The sequence below is a fragment of the Rhizobium sp. LjRoot98 genome, from assembly GCF_964252935.1.
GTDB lineage: Bacteria > Pseudomonadota > Alphaproteobacteria > Rhizobiales > Rhizobiaceae > Pararhizobium.
The window spans coordinates 91,818-107,981 of record NZ_CAXUPW020000005.1; the positions used below are offsets into that span (position 1 = coordinate 91,818).

Annotated in this window: 18 protein-coding genes; 15 read left to right on the forward strand and 3 right to left on the reverse strand. The window is 60.9% G+C overall.

Annotation, left to right across the window (positions count from 1 at the left end; translation table 11 throughout):
- The first annotated feature begins 7 nt into the window (after positions 1-7).
- From ACSQ3J_RS17270 to ACSQ3J_RS17295, 6 genes are all read left to right on the forward strand, one after another.
- Complete coding sequence (locus ACSQ3J_RS17270) at positions 8-1,210, forward strand: tetratricopeptide repeat protein (protein WP_082512307.1); 1,203 nt, start codon at positions 8-10, stop codon at positions 1,208-1,210.
- Between the two features lie 105 nt (positions 1,211-1,315).
- A complete protein-coding gene (efp, locus tag ACSQ3J_RS17275; RefSeq protein WP_037099974.1) occupies positions 1,316-1,879 on the forward strand; it encodes an elongation factor P in 564 nt (187 codons plus the stop codon).
- A gap of 70 nt (positions 1,880-1,949) precedes the next feature.
- Positions 1,950-2,750, forward strand: a complete 801-nt coding sequence (locus ACSQ3J_RS17280; protein WP_060506509.1) for an inositol monophosphatase family protein — start codon at positions 1,950-1,952, stop codon at positions 2,748-2,750.
- A gap of 263 nt (positions 2,751-3,013) precedes the next feature.
- Complete coding sequence (locus ACSQ3J_RS17285; protein WP_436039644.1) at positions 3,014-4,117, forward strand: MotA/TolQ/ExbB proton channel family protein; 1,104 nt, start codon at positions 3,014-3,016, stop codon at positions 4,115-4,117.
- Positions 4,117-5,148: a peptidoglycan -binding protein gene (locus ACSQ3J_RS17290; protein ID WP_060506507.1), complete on the forward strand. Its 1,032-nt coding sequence runs from the start codon at positions 4,117-4,119 to the stop codon at positions 5,146-5,148. Before ACSQ3J_RS17285 ends, ACSQ3J_RS17290 begins: the two co-directional genes overlap by 1 nt.
- A 127-nt stretch (positions 5,149-5,275) precedes the next feature.
- Complete coding sequence (locus tag ACSQ3J_RS17295) at positions 5,276-6,919, forward strand: FAD-binding dehydrogenase (RefSeq protein ID WP_436039646.1); 1,644 nt, start codon at positions 5,276-5,278, stop codon at positions 6,917-6,919.
- Positions 6,920-6,966: 47 nt separating this feature from the next.
- Here the strand turns inward: ACSQ3J_RS17295 and ACSQ3J_RS17300 are convergent, their stop codons facing one another.
- Both ACSQ3J_RS17300 and ACSQ3J_RS17305 read right to left on the reverse strand, forming a co-directional pair.
- Positions 6,967-7,956, reverse strand: coding sequence for a Bug family tripartite tricarboxylate transporter substrate binding protein (locus ACSQ3J_RS17300; protein ID WP_436039648.1), 990 nt, complete (start codon positions 7,954-7,956; stop codon positions 6,967-6,969).
- A 118-nt stretch (positions 7,957-8,074) separates the two neighbouring features.
- Positions 8,075-9,880 carry an ABC transporter transmembrane domain-containing protein gene (locus tag ACSQ3J_RS17305; protein WP_082512306.1) on the reverse strand — a complete coding sequence of 602 codons (1,806 nt, stop codon included), beginning with the start codon at positions 9,878-9,880 and terminating at the stop codon, positions 8,075-8,077.
- A gap of 217 nt (positions 9,881-10,097) precedes the next feature.
- Here ACSQ3J_RS17305 and rpmE point away from each other — a divergent pair, with 217 nt between their 5' ends.
- The gene (rpmE, locus tag ACSQ3J_RS17310) at positions 10,098-10,319 is read left to right on the forward strand and encodes a 50S ribosomal protein L31 (RefSeq protein WP_037099961.1); all 222 of its coding nucleotides are present in this window, start codon (positions 10,098-10,100) and stop codon (positions 10,317-10,319) included.
- 85 nt (positions 10,320-10,404) lie between these two features.
- Here rpmE and ftrA read toward each other — a convergent pair whose 3' ends face one another.
- Positions 10,405-11,421 carry a transcriptional regulator FtrA gene (gene ftrA / locus ACSQ3J_RS17315; RefSeq protein WP_436039650.1) on the reverse strand — a complete coding sequence of 339 codons (1,017 nt, stop codon included), beginning with the start codon at positions 11,419-11,421 and terminating at the stop codon, positions 10,405-10,407.
- A gap of 58 nt (positions 11,422-11,479) precedes the next feature.
- Here ftrA and ACSQ3J_RS17320 point away from each other — a divergent pair, with 58 nt between their 5' ends.
- From ACSQ3J_RS17320 to ACSQ3J_RS17355, 8 genes are all read left to right on the forward strand, one after another.
- The gene (locus tag ACSQ3J_RS17320; RefSeq protein WP_436039651.1) at positions 11,480-11,908 is read left to right on the forward strand and encodes a rhodanese-like domain-containing protein; all 429 of its coding nucleotides are present in this window, start codon (positions 11,480-11,482) and stop codon (positions 11,906-11,908) included.
- Positions 11,909-11,970: 62 nt separating this feature from the next.
- Positions 11,971-12,300, forward strand: a complete 330-nt coding sequence (locus tag ACSQ3J_RS17325; RefSeq protein WP_060506503.1) for an ArsR/SmtB family transcription factor — start codon at positions 11,971-11,973, stop codon at positions 12,298-12,300.
- A complete protein-coding gene (locus ACSQ3J_RS17330) occupies positions 12,297-12,779 on the forward strand; it encodes an SRPBCC family protein (RefSeq protein ID WP_436039652.1) in 483 nt (160 codons plus the stop codon). The genes ACSQ3J_RS17325 and ACSQ3J_RS17330 overlap by 4 nt, the downstream gene beginning before the upstream one ends.
- Before the next feature lie 192 nt (positions 12,780-12,971).
- Complete coding sequence (locus ACSQ3J_RS17335) at positions 12,972-13,388, forward strand: GFA family protein (RefSeq protein WP_436039654.1); 417 nt, start codon at positions 12,972-12,974, stop codon at positions 13,386-13,388.
- 108 nt (positions 13,389-13,496) lie between these two features.
- Entirely contained in the window at positions 13,497-14,141 is a 645-nt protein-coding gene (locus ACSQ3J_RS17340) for a lysophospholipid acyltransferase family protein (protein WP_436039655.1), read from the forward strand.
- Complete coding sequence (locus ACSQ3J_RS17345) at positions 14,138-15,088, forward strand: phosphatidate cytidylyltransferase (RefSeq protein WP_060506499.1); 951 nt, start codon at positions 14,138-14,140, stop codon at positions 15,086-15,088. Before ACSQ3J_RS17340 ends, ACSQ3J_RS17345 begins: the two co-directional genes overlap by 4 nt.
- A complete protein-coding gene (locus tag ACSQ3J_RS17350) occupies positions 15,088-15,480 on the forward strand; it encodes a hypothetical protein (protein ID WP_436039657.1) in 393 nt (130 codons plus the stop codon). The genes ACSQ3J_RS17345 and ACSQ3J_RS17350 overlap by 1 nt, the downstream gene beginning before the upstream one ends.
- The gene (locus ACSQ3J_RS17355; RefSeq protein WP_436039659.1) at positions 15,477-16,127 is read left to right on the forward strand and encodes a CDP-alcohol phosphatidyltransferase family protein; all 651 of its coding nucleotides are present in this window, start codon (positions 15,477-15,479) and stop codon (positions 16,125-16,127) included. The genes ACSQ3J_RS17350 and ACSQ3J_RS17355 overlap by 4 nt, the downstream gene beginning before the upstream one ends.
- The last annotated feature ends 37 nt before the right edge of the window (positions 16,128-16,164 follow it).

A 16,164-nucleotide genomic window follows, 5' to 3' on the forward strand; every position in this document is an offset into this window, starting at 1 on the left:
CATTTGCATGTTGATCCGTCGTTCTCCATCGCTGCGCCGAATTCCTCTCTTTTTGCTGGGAGTTGCCCTTCTGGCTGCGCCGTCCGGCCTTCGTGCCGACGACGCGCTGCCGGGTGTCAACGATGCTGCGCCTGTTGTCGCGCAAGACGAAAATGACGAGGGTGTGGTTGCCAAGCGCGGCCGCATCACGCCGTTCAATGGGGCTGCGTTGCCGGAGGGCGAAATCCCCGCCTTGCAATCTCCCGAGGAAGCCAAAAAGGCCGATGATGCGGCGAAAAAGGACGATGCGCAAAAGCTTGAGCCTTCTTCCGGTGTCAACGTGCTGGAGCGGATGGGCGCCGAACTGCCGGCCCTGCCGCAGGAAAAGCCGTTCGAGGGCAAGGCCGACGATGCCTATGGCGCCTTCCAGCGCGGCTATTACCTGACGGCGATGGAAATGGCTCTGCCGCGCGCCCAGCTTGGCGATGCGGCGGCGCAGACGTTGGTCGCGGAAATTTTCTCGCAAGGGCTCGGCGTTGCCCGCAACAAAAAGGACGCGGCGTTCTGGTATGGCCAGGCGGCTAACTCCGGCGATCCGGCGGCGATGTTCAAATACGCGCTGCTGTTGATGGAAGGCCGCGATGTGACGCGCGACAAGAAGAGGTCGGAAGAGCTGATGAAGAAGGCGGCCGATCTCGGCAATTCTTCGGCACAGTTCAACTATGGCCAGTTGCTTGTCGCCGACATGCCCGGCGAAAAGGGCCTGAAGGCCGCGTTACCGTATTATGAGAAGTCGGCCGAACAGGGCATTGCCGATGCGCAATATGCGCTGTCGCAGATCTATCTCAATGTCGATGGCATCGATGACAACAAGCGGGCGACGGCACGCGACTGGTTGCTCAGGGCCGCGAAGGCCGGGTTCGATACCGCCCAGCTCGATCTTGCCATCTGGATGGTCGATGGCATCGGCGGCGACCGCAACCTCGAGGAAGGCTTCAAGTGGATGTCGCGCGCCGCCGGAGGCGGCAACGTCGTGGCGCAGAACAAGCTGTCGCATCTCTATATCAATGCGATCGGCACGCGGCCCAACCCGGTCGAGGCTGCGAAATGGTATGTCTTGTCGCGCCGGGCAGGGTTGAAAGACGCTGCTCTTGAGGATTTCTACCTGGGGCTCACGGACGAGCAGCAGAAGGCGGCGCTGAGCGCTGCCAACAAATACCGGTCGTCCTGATCCTGTTTTTGCGCCAAGACTTGAACTTTCGGGGGTTTTGTGGTCTTGAAGCGCCGGATTGGCTGGCCGTAGGGGCGGCTTTCAGTTCTTTAGGGAATGCTCCCCATGAAAATCAATGGTAATGAAATTCGCCCCGGCAGCGTGGTCGAGCACAATGGTGGCCTCTGGGCTGCCGTGAAGTGCAACACCGTCAAGCCCGGCAAGGGTGGCGCTTTCAATCAGGTGGAACTGAAGAACCTGATCGATGGCACCAAGCTCAACGAGCGTTTTCGCTCGTCGGAAACCGTTGAACTGGTCACTCTTGAACTGAAAGACTTCCAGTTCCTCTATGAGCAGGGTGATGCGCTGGTGTTCATGGACAATGAGAGCTATGAACAGCTGGAATTGCAGAAGGATTTTGTCGGCGATCGCGCCACCTTCCTGCAGGACGGCATGATGGTGACGGTGAAGCTTTACGACGAGAAGCCGATCGGTATCTCGCTGCCGGACCAGGTGGTCCTGACGATCGCGGAAGCGGATCCGGTGGTGAAGGGACAGACGGCGGCGTCCTCCTACAAGCCGGCGATCATGGAAAATGGCGTTCGCGTCATGGTTCCGCCGTTCGTCGAGACCGGAGAGCGCATTCTGGTCGATACCAATGAAATTACCTATCTCCGCCGCGCGGACTGATCCGCAGCGGCATATCTGAATTTTTCCGGCCGTTCCTGCGGCCGGTTTTCTGTTTCGAAGGAAAGCCAAAATGGCACGCTCAGCTCTTCTCAATGTCATGGTTCAGGCCGCGTTCAAGGCCGGCAAGTCCCTGGCGCGCGATTTCGGCGAAGTGCAGAACCTGCAGGTCTCGCTGAAAGGCCCAGGCGATTACGTTTCGCAGGCCGACCGCAAGGCGGAAAAGCTGCTCCGCGAAGAGCTTTTGAAGGCTCGCCCGACCTATGGTTTCCTCGGCGAGGAAAGCGAAGAAATCGCCGGCACCGATGGCGCGCATCGCTGGATCGTCGATCCGCTGGATGGAACGACCAATTTCCTGCACGGCATTCCGCATTTCGCCATTTCGGTGGCATTGGAGCGCCAGGGGGAAGTTGTCGCGGCTGTCGTCCTCAATCCGGCGACCGACGAACTTTACACGGCTGAACGTGGCGGCGGAGCCTTCCTCAACGACCGCCGTCTGCGCGTTTCCGCCCGCAAGAACCTCTCGGATGCCGTCATCGGCACCGGCACCCCGCATCTGGGCGTGGCCAATCACGGCACCTATCTGGTCGAGCTGCGCCATGTCATGGGCGAAGTTGCCGGCGTGCGCCGCATGGGAGCCGCTGCGCTTGACCTCGCTTACGTCGCGGCTGGCCGGTTCGATGGTTTCTGGGAACGCGGCCTGATGCCGTGGGATCTGGCCGCGGGCATCCTGTTGATTCGTGAAGCCGGCGGCTGGGTCGCCGATATCGACGGCGGCAACAAGCCGATGGATGATGGCTCGATCGTTGCGGGCAACGAATATATCCGCAAGGCGCTGCACGATGTGCTGCACCGCCCCATTCCGGGCAAGTAAGCCAGCAATAACCTGAGCGGGCGGCTGTTTTCGTCCCGTTGATGTTGCCCGTTGTTCCCTTTCGGCTTGGCGAAAAGTCCGGCCACGGCAACGCGCGTCATTCGTGACGCGCGAAGGCCACTGTAGTGCTTTAAATTTGCAGCCTAATTTTTCCTTAAATCGATTCCGATTTGAGGAATTATGCAGTAGTCTCCGCCCAGCGCCGCCCTACCTGTTGGATAATGGCAAGGCCGCAGCACTGGCAAACCGGAGAGTAGAGCCCCATGGCGAAATTGGAACTGTCGGGATGGGATGCCGGCGGAGATTTGAACGAGGGGTATAATCCCAACAAGCTGTCGAGCCCGATGGTCTTCTTCTGGACCATGGTGATCTTCCTGATCATTGTGGGCTTCCTTGGGGCTATCCTGTTTCGCCAGGCACAGGCGGCTTTTCTCAGCAATCCCGGCTTGAATGGTCTGATTTTCGGCGTTCTCCTGATCGGTATCCTGCTGGTTTTCAATCACGTTTTCAGCCTGCGGCCGGAAGTTCGCTGGTTCAATTCGTTCCGCGCAGCCGGCAGCGCCGAGAAGGTGGGCCGCGATCCGGTGCTTCTGGCGCCGATGCGGGCATTGATCGGCCAGCGCCATTCGATGTCGATCTCGACAACCGCGCTGCGCTCCATCCTCGATTCGATTGCGACCCGGCTGGACGAATCGCGCGATACCTCGCGCTACCTGATCGGGCTTCTGGTCTTCCTCGGCCTGCTCGGGACCTTCTGGGGCCTGCTCGGCACAATCGGTTCGATCAACACCGTCATCCAGTCTCTGGATGCAGGAACAGGAAGTACAGAAGACGTCCTGGCCGCACTGAAGACCGGCCTGTCCGCACCTTTGACCGGCATGGGTACGGCATTTTCGACATCGCTCTTCGGTCTGTCGGGTTCTCTTATCCTTGGCTTTCTCGATCTGCAGGCGGGTAGGGCGCAGAACCGGTTTTATACCGAACTTGAAAACTGGCTGTCCTCCGTGACGGACGTCAGTTCCGATCAGATGGTTGCGCCCGGCAGGCAGACGGCTGCGCCGGTGGACGAACTGCGTCAACTGACCGAGCAACTGGCCCGGCTGAACCAGGATGGCGGCATGAACCAGCGCACGACGGCTGCGATGGCCAGCCTTGCAGAGGGCATTCAAGGGTTGGTCAAGAATATGCGCGGCGAGCAGCGGATGCTGCGCGACTGGATCGAGGCACAGCAGGAGGAAGCCAAGTCGATGCGCAAGACGCTCGACAAGCTCTCGGCCCGCATCGGCCAGGCAGACAGGATCCCGGCGCATCCAGACAGAGCACCGTCCAAGCTTGCCCGCGTTGAAGACGGCGGAGGTAATGACTGATGGCATTGGCGCGTAAGGGCCGCAGCCAGAGGACTGTCGATTACTGGCCTGGTTTTGTCGATGCTTTGTCGACGCTGCTCTTGTCCATCATGTTCCTGCTCTGCGTCTTCGTGCTCGGGCAGTTTCTGCTCAGCCGCGAAATCAGCGGCAAGGATGATGTGCTCAACCGGTTGAACAGCCAGATCAACGAACTAACCCAGCTTCTGGCGCTGGAAAAGGGCGGCAAGCAGGATCTTGAGGATTCACTGGCCAATCTGCAGGCTTCGCTGGCGACGTCCGAGGGCGAGCGCTCGCGGCTGCAGGCGCTGCTGCAACAGGGGGCAGGCAGTTCCGACAGCGCAAACCAGCAGATTGGCGACCTGACGGGCAAGCTCGATGCTGAAAAGCAGGTGAGCACAAGGGCGATGAACCAGATCGACCTGCTGAACCAGCAGATCGCCGCGTTGCGCAGTCAGATCGCTGCCATCGAAGGCGCGCTGCAGGCCTCAGAAGCCAAGGACAATGCCTCGCAGACAAAGATCGCCGATCTCGGCCGCCGCCTGAACGTGGCGCTGGCGCAGCGCGTGCAGGAACTCAACCGTTATCGTTCCGATTTCTTCGGCCGTCTGCGCGAAATCCTCTCCGACCGCGAAAATATCCGTATTGTCGGCGACCGTTTCGTCTTCCAGTCGGAGGTCCTGTTTCCGTCCGGTGGCAATGAGCTGAATCCGGCCGGACAGGAGGAGATGGCCAAGCTTGCCTCAGCGCTGCTTGATCTCGCCAAGGAAATTCCCTCCGAGATCAACTGGGTGCTTCGCGTCGATGGCCATACCGACAATGTGCCGCTGTCCGGCTCCGGGCGCTATGCCGATAACTGGGAGCTTTCCTCGGCCCGTGCGACATCGGTTGTCAAATTCCTGATTTCCAAGGGGGTTCCGGCCGATCGGCTGGTTGCTGCGGGCTTTGGCGAATTTCAGCCGATTGCCGAGGGCGATACGCCCGAAGCGCGGTCGCAGAACCGCCGTATCGAGTTGAAGCTCACCGAGAAGTAGCGGATGCCGCCGCCGTTTGGCGCGGCGGTCCATCATTTTTTGCTGCGGATTTTCCGGTCGTGTTCCCGTTGCCCTGACGTTTACGTGTGCGTAATGTCCGGTAAGGTGGAGCTGTGGGAGGATGCTGATGGATTGCGATGTGCTGGTGATCGGGGCGGGGCTTGCCGGTCTCGTGACCGCCGTGGAGGCTGCCGATCGCGGGCTGCGCGTCATCGTTCTCGATCAGGAAGGCGAACAGAATCTCGGCGGGCAGGCCTTCTGGTCGCTCGGGGGCCTTCTGTTTATCGACAGCCCGGAGCAGCGCCGCATGCGCATCCAAGACACGCTCGATCTGGCGCGGCAGGACTGGATGGGATCGGCGCAGTTCGACCGCCCCGAAGACTATTGGCCGCGCCGCTGGGCCGAGGCCTATCTCGATTTTGCAGCGAACGAAAAACGGTCCTGGCTGCACAGTCAGGGCATGCGCTGGTTCCCGGTGGTCGGCTGGGCCGAGCGCGGCGGAGGATTGGCCAGTGGTCACGGAAATTCGGTGCCGCGCTTCCATGTGACCTGGGGGACTGGTCCGGGCGTGCTGGCGCCGTTCATCGCCCGGGCACGGGCATTGGAGGCGCGGGGCCGCATTCGCTTTCGCTTCCGTCATCAGGTCGATGAATTGATTATGAGCAATGGCGCTGTCACCGGTGCGCGCGGTTCAGTGTTGAGAAATGACGGCGTGCCGCGCGGCCAGCGCAGTTCGCGCGAGGTGGTTGACGAGTTCTGGTTCGAGGCTGGAGCCGTCGTCGTCTCGTCCGGCGGCATCGGCGGCAATCACGATATTGTCCGCAAGCAATGGCCGGTTGACCGGCTCGGCCCGCCGCCGAATGTCATGGTCAGCGGCGTGCCGGATTATGTCGATGGGCGGATGATCGAGATCGCCGAGCATGCGCGTGGATCGGTGATCAACAAGGACCGCATGTGGCACTATACCGAGGGTCTGAGAAACTTCGATCCTGTCTGGACGAACCACGGCATTCGCATCCTGCCCGGGCCATCCTCGTTCTGGTGCGATGCCGATGGCAACCGGTTTGCAGCGCCCGCCATGCCGGGCTTCGACACGCTCGGCACATTGAAAGCCATCAGCAAGACCGGGGCCGACTACAGCTGGTTTATCCTGACCAAGGCGATCATCAAGAAGGAGTTCGCGCTCTCCGGTTCCGAGCAGAACCCGGATCTGACTGGCAAGGATATTCCGCTGCTGCTGAAAAGGCTCGGCAAAAATCCGCCGGGACCCGTGCAGGCTTTCATGGACAAGGGCGAGGATTTTATTGTTCGCGACAGGCTGGAGGATCTGGTCGAGGCGATGAATGCCCTGAGCGGCGAGGGGCGGCTGTCGCTGGACCATCTGCGCGGCCAGATCGAAGCGCGGGACCGGGAGGTCGATAACGCCTTCTCCAAGGACGCGCAGATTACCGCCATCCGGGGTGCGCGCAATTATCTCGGCGACAGGCTGATGCGGACTGCCAAACCGCACCGGCTGCTCGATCCCAAGGCCGGGCCGCTGATCGCAGTGCGGCTGAATATCCTGACGCGGAAAACGCTGGGTGGCCTGCAGACGGACCTGAATGGCCGGGTGCTGGAGCTGTCGGGTGAACCGGTTCCGGGGCTCTATGCTGCCGGGGAAGTCGCCGGTTTCGGCGGCGGCGGCATGCATGGCTATAATGCGCTGGAAGGCACGTTTCTTGGCGGCTGCCTGTTTTCTGGCCGCATCGCCGGACGCAGCGTCGGCGTCTAAGCGGACGCGGGAAATGCTCCCCGGAGTGACCGGGGAGCGGAACAGCATCAATCCAGCTGGACGTTGGCATCCTTGACGACCGGACCCCATTTCGCCAGTTCCGCCGTGACATGGGTGGCGAGTTCTTCCGGCGTCGAGGCAACGATCGTGGCGCTGAACTCTTTCATCTTCTCAGCCACTGTCGGGTCGGCCAGAGCTTTCTTTGCCGCAGCATTCAGCCGGTCGATGGCTTCCTTCGGCGTCCCTGCCGGAGCAAACAGAGCGTTCCACGTATAGGTCTCATAGCCGGGGATGGTCTCGGCGATCGTCGGCACGTCCGGGAAGGACGGCGCGCGCTCCTTGGTGGTGACGGCCAGCGCCCGCAGGGTGCCGGACTTGATATGGCCGGAGGAGGACGGCAGATTATCGAACATGATCGGCACCTGATTGCCGATGACGTCATTCAACGCCGGGCCTGATCCCTTGTAGGGAACATGTTGCATGCTGACATCGGCCATCTTCTTGAACAGTTCGCCGGAGAGATGCAGCGGCGTGCCGTTGCCGGACGAGGCATAGGAATATTGCTCCGGGGCTGCCTTCAGCAGAGCGACGAGTTCCGCAACATTCTTGGCGGGGAGTTCCGGATTGACCACCAGCACGTTGGGGACCAGCACCAGCAGCGAGACAGGGGCGAAATCCTTTTCCGGATCATAAGGCTTGGTCTTCAGGATCAACGGGTTGAGCGCGTGGGTAGCGACCGTTCCCATCAGGATCGTGTAACCATCGGTCTCGGCGCGTGCCACCCGGTCGGCGCCGAGATTGCCGCCGGCGCCTGCGACGTTCTCAACCACGACCTGCTGGCCAAGATCGTCAGCCATTTTCTGACCGATGATGCGGGCGACCACGTCGGTCGAGCCGCCGGCTGCAAAGGGTACCACGAGGGTTACCGGACGATCGGGGAATTCCTGTGCTTGCGCCGCAGTGCCAAGCGCAAGCGCCGATGCCGCCACCATTGCAAGGCCAAGCGCCGTCCGCCGCTTCAACAAAGACAAAGCCATTCAAATCTCCTCCCAAAGACGTTGCTGTCCGCAAAACGGCTCAAACCGTTTCTGCCTCCAACAATAGCGCTGGAGACCCGCAGGGCAACCTTAGGGATGAGATTAACCGTTAAGCGTGTCAGCCGAGCGTCACGACATTGCTGGCTTCCGGCGCATCATAGTCGAACTGCAGCCGGGCAAGCTTGGCATAAAGGCCACCTTGGCGGACGAGGGAAGCGTGCGTGCCTTCTTCGACGATCTTGCCCTGATCCATGACCAGGATGCGGTCAGCCTTGAGTACCGTCGCCAGCCGGTGGGCGATGACCAGCGTGGTGCGTTCACGCATCAGCCCGTCCAGCGCTTTCTGGACGAGGGTTTCGCTCTCGGCATCGAGTGCAGAGGTTGCCTCGTCGAGGAGAAGTACCGGTGCGTTCTTGAGGATGGCGCGGGCAATGGCAATGCGCTGCCGCTGGCCGCCCGAGAGCGTAATGCCACGTTCGCCAACCTGCGTGTCGTAGCCCTGATCGAGCCGGGCGATGAATTCGTCGGCCTGCGCGGCGACGGCCGCCGCCTTCACCAGATCGCGCGATGCCGATGGCATGCCGAAGGCGATGTTATCGTGGATCGAGGCGGCAAAGATCGTCACGTCCTGCGGCACGATGGCGATGCGATGGCGCAGCGCCTCCGGATCGACGGCACGGATATCGGCGCCATCGACGCTGATCGCGCCTTTCACCGGATCATAGAACCTCAGAAGCAGGGAGAAGACGGTGCTTTTACCTGCACCCGACGGGCCGACGATCGCAACCGTCTCGCCCGGCTTGACCGCAAAGCTCAGGCCCTTGACGCTCTTGTAGCCCGGGCGTGAGGGGTAAGCGAAATGCACGTCGTCAAAGCTTACGGCACCCTGTGCCGGTTCCGGCATGACAAGCGGATCGGCTGGCGCGATAATCTCGGGCTGCTCAGCCAGCAGTTCGCTCAGGCGCTCGGCGGCGCCCGCCGCCTGGGAAAGTTCACCCCAGACTTCCGAAAGTGCGCCGAGGCTACCGGCAGCAAAGACCGAGTAGAGCAGGAACTGGCCGAGCGTGCCGGCCGAAAGCGTGCCGGACAAGACGTCCTGCGCGCCGAACCATAGGACGGCAACGACGCTGCCGAAGATCATGGTGATGGCAAAGGCGGTGAGGATGGAGCGGGCCCTGATGGCGGAGCGCGCGGCCTCATAGGCGCCTTCGACGGCGCTGCCGTACCGAGCCTGAGCTGCAGCCTCGCCATTGAAGGCCTGGACGGTGCGGGCGGCGGAAATCGCTTCACCGGCATAGGCCGAAGCGGCGGCCAGCGTATCCTGCGCTTCGCGCGAGCGGCGCCGGACCGAGCGGCCGAACCCGACCAGCGGGAAGACGATGACGGGGATCGCGGCAATCACCAGGCTCGACAGCTTCGGGCTGGTATAGACCATCATGCCGATGGCCCCGAGACACAGGATGATATTGCGCAGCGCCACCGACGCGGTCGCGCCCACGGCGGACTTGATCTGAGTCGTGTCGGCGGTCAGCCGCGAAACGATTTCGCCGGACTGGTTGACGTCGAAGAAGGAGGGTGAAAGCCGGGTGATATGATCGAACACATCGCGGCGCAGATCGGACACGATGCGCTCGCCGAGTGTGATGACGAAATAATAACGGCAGGCACTCGCCAAGGCCAGGATGATCGCCAGGATCATCAGCATCGAGAAGTAGGTGTTGATGAAGCCGGAATCGGAATTGGAGAACCCGTGGTCGATCATCCGGCGCACGGCCATCGGCAGCGTCAAGGTCGTCACGGCAGCGGCGACCAGTGAAATACCCGCTCCTATGACGAGATTGCGATAGCGCTGGATATACGGCAGCAGCTTGACCAGCGGGCGGACTGACTTTCGTCCCGCCGGTTGAACGACCTCATTCGACACATGACCTCCAATACCGGAAGAAGCTGCAAAACTCGTACGAGTCTTCTCCGGCGGTACTTGTTATCCTAATGACCATCATGTATAGGCACGGCATCAAATTGGGAAGCCGTGGTCCCTTCAGTGGTCTGCGGCTTCATTTACGTGTTCGGTCCCCATGCCGCAATGGCCCGCAAATGGCTTGCGACAATTGGACCCTGGAACTTGCAGGAAGATTGTTATGAAGGCTGATATCCATCCCGCTTACCACATGATCAAAGTCGTCATGACGGACGGCACGTCCTACGAAACCCGCTCGACCTGGGGTTCGGAAGGCCAGACCATGAACCTCGAAATCGACCCGAAGTCGCATCCGGCATGGACCGGCGGCAATCAGCAGATGCTGGACCGCGGCGGCCGCGTTTCCAAGTTCAAGAAGCGCTTCGAAGGCCTCGGCCTCTAAGCCTTTCCTGCTGGAAGACAGTTTCGAGAAGGCCCGGTTCGTCCGGGCTTTTTTGCGTTGCGGATCGTGCGATCTTTCGCACTTTTCAAGATGCCTTGCCGAATGCCTCCTTGTAGGCGGCAGGCGTGGTGGACAGATGCTTGCGGAAGTGATGGCGCAATGTCGCGGTCGTTCCGAAGCCGGCGATCTCTGCCACCGTTTCGATAGATGCTTGCGAAGTCTCCAGCAGGTCACGGGCGCGTGACAGGCGCTCGGCGAGAAGCCACCGCGCCGGCGTCAGGCCTGTGGCGGCTTCAAAGCGCCGCAAAAAGGTGCGCGTGCTCATGCCGGCTCGCGCAGCCAGGACCTCGACGGAATGGTCGCCACCCAGATGGGCGCGCATGTGGTCGAGCAGCGGCCCGAGCCGGCTGCTCTCGTGTGGCTTGGGAACCGTCTGTGCAATGAACTGCGCCTGTCCGCCATCGCGGTGGGGAGGAACGACCAGCCGCCGCGCGACCATGTTGGCGGCCGCCGTGCCGAAGTCACGGCGGATGAGGTGCAGGCAGAGATCCAGACCCGCGGCGCTGCCCGCCGATGTCAAAACACTTCCTTCATCGACGTAAAGTACATCGGGTGTGACCAGAATGTCAGGATATCGCTGCTTCAGGATATCCGTGTAGCGCCAGTGTGTCGTTGCGTGTTTGCCGGACAGAAGCCCGGCAGCGGCAAGGACGAAGACGCCGGAGCAGATCGACAGTATGCGGGCACCGCGATCGTGCGCATTCCTCAGTGCGCCACAGAGGCTGGAAGGCACTGGCGTCTCGACTCCGCGCCAACCCGGCACGATGATCGTGCCGGCCTGTGACAGAAGCTCCAGCCCGCCATCGACGACAAACCGCACGCCCCCTGTTGCGCGCATTTCGCCATCGTCGATCCCGGCAACGGCAAAGCGATACCAGTCAGGCCCCATCTCGGGTCTTGAAAGGCCGAAAACCTCTACCGCAACGCCGAATTCGAACGTGCACAGGCCATCATAGGCGATTGCAACGACGAGGGGATTGCGGCTGGGCGAGGCTGGAGATGTATTTGGCATGATCTTGATGATATATGGCGATAATGCCATCTGCAACTCCGGGCGGATGTGATCTAGGAATTTCTCCATCATCACAACGGAGATCAAAATGAGTTTCGTAACCGACTATCCCGCTGCATCCTCTAGTGCCGCCATTGATCATTTTCTGAAGCGGCTTTCGGTGGAGACCGATTGTGCCGATGTGGCATCGGCCTTGATGTCCGGCGAGCAAGACTTTGTCCTTCTTCACGCCGTCGGCTCGACTGATGCCTACGCGCGCCGGCATGTTCCAGGCGCGCTGCATCTGCCGCACCGGGAAATATCGCATGAACGCATGGCGGAGTGGCCGGAGGATACGCTGTTCGTTGCCTATTGCGCCGGCCCGCATTGCAACGGCGCGGATCAGGCTGCGCTCAAGCTTGCGCGCCTCGGGCGTCCGGTGAAGATTATGATCGGTGGCATCACCGGATGGGACGATGAAGGATTACCCTTTGCGTCAGGCTCTGAACCGGGCATCCTTCGCACGCCGGCAGCGTGATCGCAGCCGGTCAGAAAAAAATAGTATTGACTAATCAATTAGTGTTTGCTATTTGATTTTCCATGATCGAAGCCACTGATATCACCACTGTCCTGCGAACACTGGCCGACCCGACGCGGCGCGCTGTTTTCGAGCGCGTCGCAGGTGCTGACGAGATAACCGTGGTGGAGCTGACGCGCGGCAGCGGCGTGACTCAAGGCGCGATCTCGCAGCATCTCAAGTCATTGAAGCTGGCGGGCCTGGTCGTCGAGCGGCCGGAAGGCCGCAATGTCTACTACCGGGCCAGGCCGGAAGGCCTCGAGCCGCTGGCCGACTGGATGGGCCACTATGGTGCGTTCTGGCGTGACCGCTTTGCCAATCTCAGAACCCTGCTCAAGGAGATCGATCCATGAACGACGCTGTGTTGAACGCCGATACGCAGGATATCGTGCTTGAGGAGGTGTTTCCGCATGCGCCCGAGACGATCTGGAAAGCCCTGACAACGGGCGACCTGATTGCCCGGTGGATGATGGCCCCAACCGGGTTCGAGGCGGTCGAGGGTACGCATTTTACGTTCAAGACGACACCGGCGGGGGAGTGGGACGGGATCATTCGTTGTCAGGTGTTGCAGGTGATCCCCAGCCAGCGTCTGGCCTATGCCTGGAAGGGCGGGCACGCGGGTAATGCCGGTTATGGCTCGCCGCTTGATACCGTTGTGACCTGGATGCTCACCAAGGTCGAGAACGGCACCCGTATCCGGCTTGTCCATTCCGGTTTCGTGCTGCCGAGGAATGATACGGCCTATCAGAATATGAGCAATGGCTGGAAAAAGGTCGTGCGCAACCTGGATGCGGTGGTGACCGAACAGGATGGGACGAAGTCCCTGCATTGACGATGCCCGCATAAGATCTGTCTGCCGAGGCTGTCCGGCGACTGTGAATGGCGACTCGTCGCGCGAGGCGTGGTTCTTCTTACGTCGCCGCTGAAATCACAACACCGCGCCTGGAGCGCTGCCCACAAGCAGCGCAGGCGAACCCGTGCGCCAACAGCATTCGCTTTCAACGACATCTTGAGGAGAAGAGAGATGAGCAAGGCTTTCAAAGGTGGATGTGCCTGCGGCGCGATCCGTTATGAAATCTCCGCAGAACCGATTTTCATGAACGAGTGCCAATGCCGGGATTGCCAGCATCGAAGTGGCACGGGGCATGGCTCCTACCTGACATTTTCGGGACGGAAGGATGTGAAGCTTGAAGGGGAGGCGAGAGAGTGGGCAGTCACTGGTGATAGCGGCGGGATCAAGCGGCACGCCTTTTGCCCGGCTTGCGGGTCGCCGGTCTATCTGACCTTCGCAGCCACGCCGGATTTCTTCACTGTGCATGCGGCAAGCCTGGACGATCCCGGCCGGTTCAAGCCGCAAGCGGTGACTTACCATGTACGCGGCTATGGCTGGGACCATCTCGACCCGGACCTGCCGAAATTCGACAGGATGCCGCCTGCATAGGGATAACGCGTCCGCTTTGCACCGGAAGCGTCAATGGCGCTTCCCTCACGGCGCAACCGTCGCTAGAGTTCCCACCGGCGTCACTGTGCTGACGGGGATGGGATAAGCATGAAGATCATGATTGCGGAGTTCGCTGCTGCGGCCTTCGTTCTGTTTGCCCGCGCGATAACCGCGGTTCGCGCCATCTGGCCGGAGCATGGATTGCCGTCGCGGCCTTGCGTCTATTTTGCCAATCATTCCAGCCATGGCGATTTCGTGCTGGTCTGGGCGGTGCTGCCGCCAAGGCTACGCAAGCTGGCGCGGCCGGTTGCTGGGGCCGAGTATTGGCTGAAATCCAAAATCAGTACCTTCATCGGCCGCGACGTCTTCAACGCGGTGCTGATCGAGCGCGAACGGGAGAAGCGGACACAGGATCCGATCGCGCTGATGACATCAGCGATCGATGATGGCTCGTCGCTGATCCTCTTTCCGGAGGGCACGCGCAACCTGACGGATGCGCGGCTATTGCCTTTCAAGAGCGGGCTTTTCCATCTCGTTTCGGCTCGGCCGGACGTCGAACTCGTGCCCGTGTGGATCAACAATCTCAATCGCGTCATGCCGAAGGGCGAGATCGTGCCGATCCCCCTGATCTGCACCGTCACCTTCGGCGACGCAATGCGGATTATGGTGAACGAGGACAAGGACGCCTTCCTCGAACGCATGCAGTCGGCCCTTCTGGCCCTGGCTCCAAAACCACTGGGAACCGGCGAATGAACACGGCAAGCTCCGACCTTCTGACTTTGGTTCTCGGTATTTTCGGCGTGCTGATTTTCGCCTCGACAATTGGCTACGTGTTGCAACAGCGCTTTTCCGCCAATGGGCCGAATGCGGCGGTAGAGAACCTCAATGCCCGCATCAAGGCCTGGTGGGTGATGGTCATCCTGATCGGCATCGCCTTCATCGCAGGGCGCGTCGGCGTTCTGATACTCTTCGCGTTCTGCTCCTTTGCCGCCTTGCGGGAGTTCATCACCCTGATCAACACCCGGCGTGCCGATCACTGGGCGCTGGCTTCGGCCTTCTTTATCGTTCTGCCGATCCAGTATTACCTTCTCTGGACAAAGCAGTACGGCATCTTCGCGATCTTCATTCCGGTCTATGCTTTTCTGTTAATGCCAATCATTTCCGTGCTCAGGGGCGACACCGAGCGCTTCCTCCTTCGCATTGCAGAGGTGCAATGGGCATTGATGATCTGTGTCTTCTGCGTGTCGCACGTGCCAGCGCTGCTCACCCTCTCTATCCCCGGCTATGAGGGGCGCAATGTGCTTCTAATCGCCTTTCTGGTGATCGTCGTGCAGTTGAGCGATGTGCTGCAATATGTCTGGGGCAAGCTGTTCGGACGCACCAAGATCGCGCCGAACCTGTCGCCGTCGAAGACGGTTGAGGGGTTTGTCGGCGGCGTGATCAGCGCCACGCTGATCGGTGCATCGCTATCGTGGATCACACCGTTTACGCCGTTCCAGGCGGGCGTTCTGGCCTTTATCATCACCCTCATGGGTTTCTTCGGCGGGCTGGTCATGTCAGCGATCAAACGCGATCGTGGCGTCAAGGACTGGGGCAATCTTATCGAAGGTCATGGCGGATTGATCGACCGGCTGGATTCTGTGGTCTTCTCGGCACCGATCTTCTTTCACATCGTGCGTTATTGGTGGTCGCTGTCGTGATGGCAACGCTCAGGCGATTGGCAGGCAGCGGCGCGGTGCATGTCCTGTTCGCCTTTTTGGCCATGGGCGGCTGGGCTGTGTTTGCCAATCGCAATCATGCCATGCCGCAACCGCTCTATTCGGGACTTCTGCAGGGGGCCGTGTCTGCCTGCCTGACATTGTTTCTGAAATCCGTGATCGACACCCTATCCAGACGCTTTCTCGGTATGGCGAGGTTTTGGGCGCCGCCGCTGATCGCCTGCCTGGGGTCGGCAAGCTTGTTGACGGCGCTGCATGCGCTGATCGGCACGCCCGAAATCGCCAGCACCATTGCGGTGCCGCTTATGGTCTCCACCAGTTATGCGGCGATCTACAATTATTCATTATCCGGAAGAAAAGGTGCGGGATCATGACGGACACAGGCGACCGGAGGCCCCTGGCAAGCCGCAATACGCAATGGGCCGGCGCTATTGCGCGGTGGCTGGCGGCACGCGCCATCACGCCGAACCAGATCTCACAAGCGAGTATGCTGGCGGCAGCGCTGGCCGGTGGCGCATTCGTGCTGGCGGGGCAAAACACCGGCGGGTTGCGGATCGCCTGCCTGCTGCTGGCGATCCTGTTTTGCCAGTTGCGCCTGCTCTGCAATCTGTTCGACGGCATGGTCGCCGTGGAGGGTGGCAAGGGCGCGCCGGATGGGCCGTTCTGGAATGAGTTTCCCGATCGGGTCGCCGACCTTTTGATCTTTGCCAGCGTCGGCTATGGCATCGGCATGCCGGGCCTTGGCTGGGCGGCGGGTGCCTTTGCCGTCTCGACAGCTTACGTCCGGGAACTCGGCCGAGCCACCGGGCAACCGAGCGACTTCTCCGGCCCGATGGCCAAGCAGCATCGGATGGCCGCCATCACGGCGGCGGCAGCCATCTCCATCCTGGAGCCGCTGTGGGACGGCCACAATCAGGTGCTGATGGTGGCGCTGTGGGTTATTGCGGCGGGAGCAGCGTTGACCGCAATTCGCCGGGGCCGGACATTGGTGCTTCGCCTGAAACAGGCCGGGAACCGATAGTTTCGAGGGCATTGGCACAACAACAAAAAACCCGGCT

What these genes read in the sequence shown, in the direction of transcription:
- efp (WP_037099974.1), top strand. Translation starts at nt 1,316, where the DNA reads ATGAAAATCAATGGTAATGAAATTCGCCCCGGCAGCGTGGTCGAGCAC.
- ACSQ3J_RS17280 (WP_060506509.1), top strand. Translation starts at nt 1,950, where the DNA reads ATGGCACGCTCAGCTCTTCTCAATGTCATGGTTCAGGCCGCGTTCAAG.
- ACSQ3J_RS17335 (WP_436039654.1), top strand. Translation starts at nt 12,972, where the DNA reads ATGAGCAAGGCTTTCAAAGGTGGATGTGCCTGCGGCGCGATCCGTTAT.
- ftrA (WP_436039650.1), bottom strand. Translation starts at nt 11,421, where the DNA reads ATGGCATTATCGCCATATATCATCAAGATCATGCCAAATACATCTCCA.
- ACSQ3J_RS17300 (WP_436039648.1), bottom strand. Translation starts at nt 7,956, where the DNA reads ATGGCTTTGTCTTTGTTGAAGCGGCGGACGGCGCTTGGCCTTGCAATG.
- ACSQ3J_RS17350 (WP_436039657.1), top strand. Translation starts at nt 15,088, where the DNA reads ATGGCAACGCTCAGGCGATTGGCAGGCAGCGGCGCGGTGCATGTCCTG.
- ACSQ3J_RS17295 (WP_436039646.1), top strand. Translation starts at nt 5,276, where the DNA reads ATGGATTGCGATGTGCTGGTGATCGGGGCGGGGCTTGCCGGTCTCGTG.
- ACSQ3J_RS17325 (WP_060506503.1), top strand. Translation starts at nt 11,971, where the DNA reads ATGATCGAAGCCACTGATATCACCACTGTCCTGCGAACACTGGCCGAC.
- ACSQ3J_RS17340 (WP_436039655.1), top strand. Translation starts at nt 13,497, where the DNA reads ATGAAGATCATGATTGCGGAGTTCGCTGCTGCGGCCTTCGTTCTGTTT.
- rpmE (WP_037099961.1), top strand. Translation starts at nt 10,098, where the DNA reads ATGAAGGCTGATATCCATCCCGCTTACCACATGATCAAAGTCGTCATG.
- ACSQ3J_RS17290 (WP_060506507.1), top strand. Translation starts at nt 4,117, where the DNA reads ATGGCATTGGCGCGTAAGGGCCGCAGCCAGAGGACTGTCGATTACTGG.
- ACSQ3J_RS17355 (WP_436039659.1), top strand. Translation starts at nt 15,477, where the DNA reads ATGACGGACACAGGCGACCGGAGGCCCCTGGCAAGCCGCAATACGCAA.
- ACSQ3J_RS17345 (WP_060506499.1), top strand. Translation starts at nt 14,138, where the DNA reads ATGAACACGGCAAGCTCCGACCTTCTGACTTTGGTTCTCGGTATTTTC.
- ACSQ3J_RS17285 (WP_436039644.1), top strand. Translation starts at nt 3,014, where the DNA reads ATGGCGAAATTGGAACTGTCGGGATGGGATGCCGGCGGAGATTTGAAC.
- ACSQ3J_RS17330 (WP_436039652.1), top strand. Translation starts at nt 12,297, where the DNA reads ATGAACGACGCTGTGTTGAACGCCGATACGCAGGATATCGTGCTTGAG.
- ACSQ3J_RS17270 (WP_082512307.1), top strand. Translation starts at nt 8, where the DNA reads ATGTTGATCCGTCGTTCTCCATCGCTGCGCCGAATTCCTCTCTTTTTG.
- ACSQ3J_RS17320 (WP_436039651.1), top strand. Translation starts at nt 11,480, where the DNA reads ATGAGTTTCGTAACCGACTATCCCGCTGCATCCTCTAGTGCCGCCATT.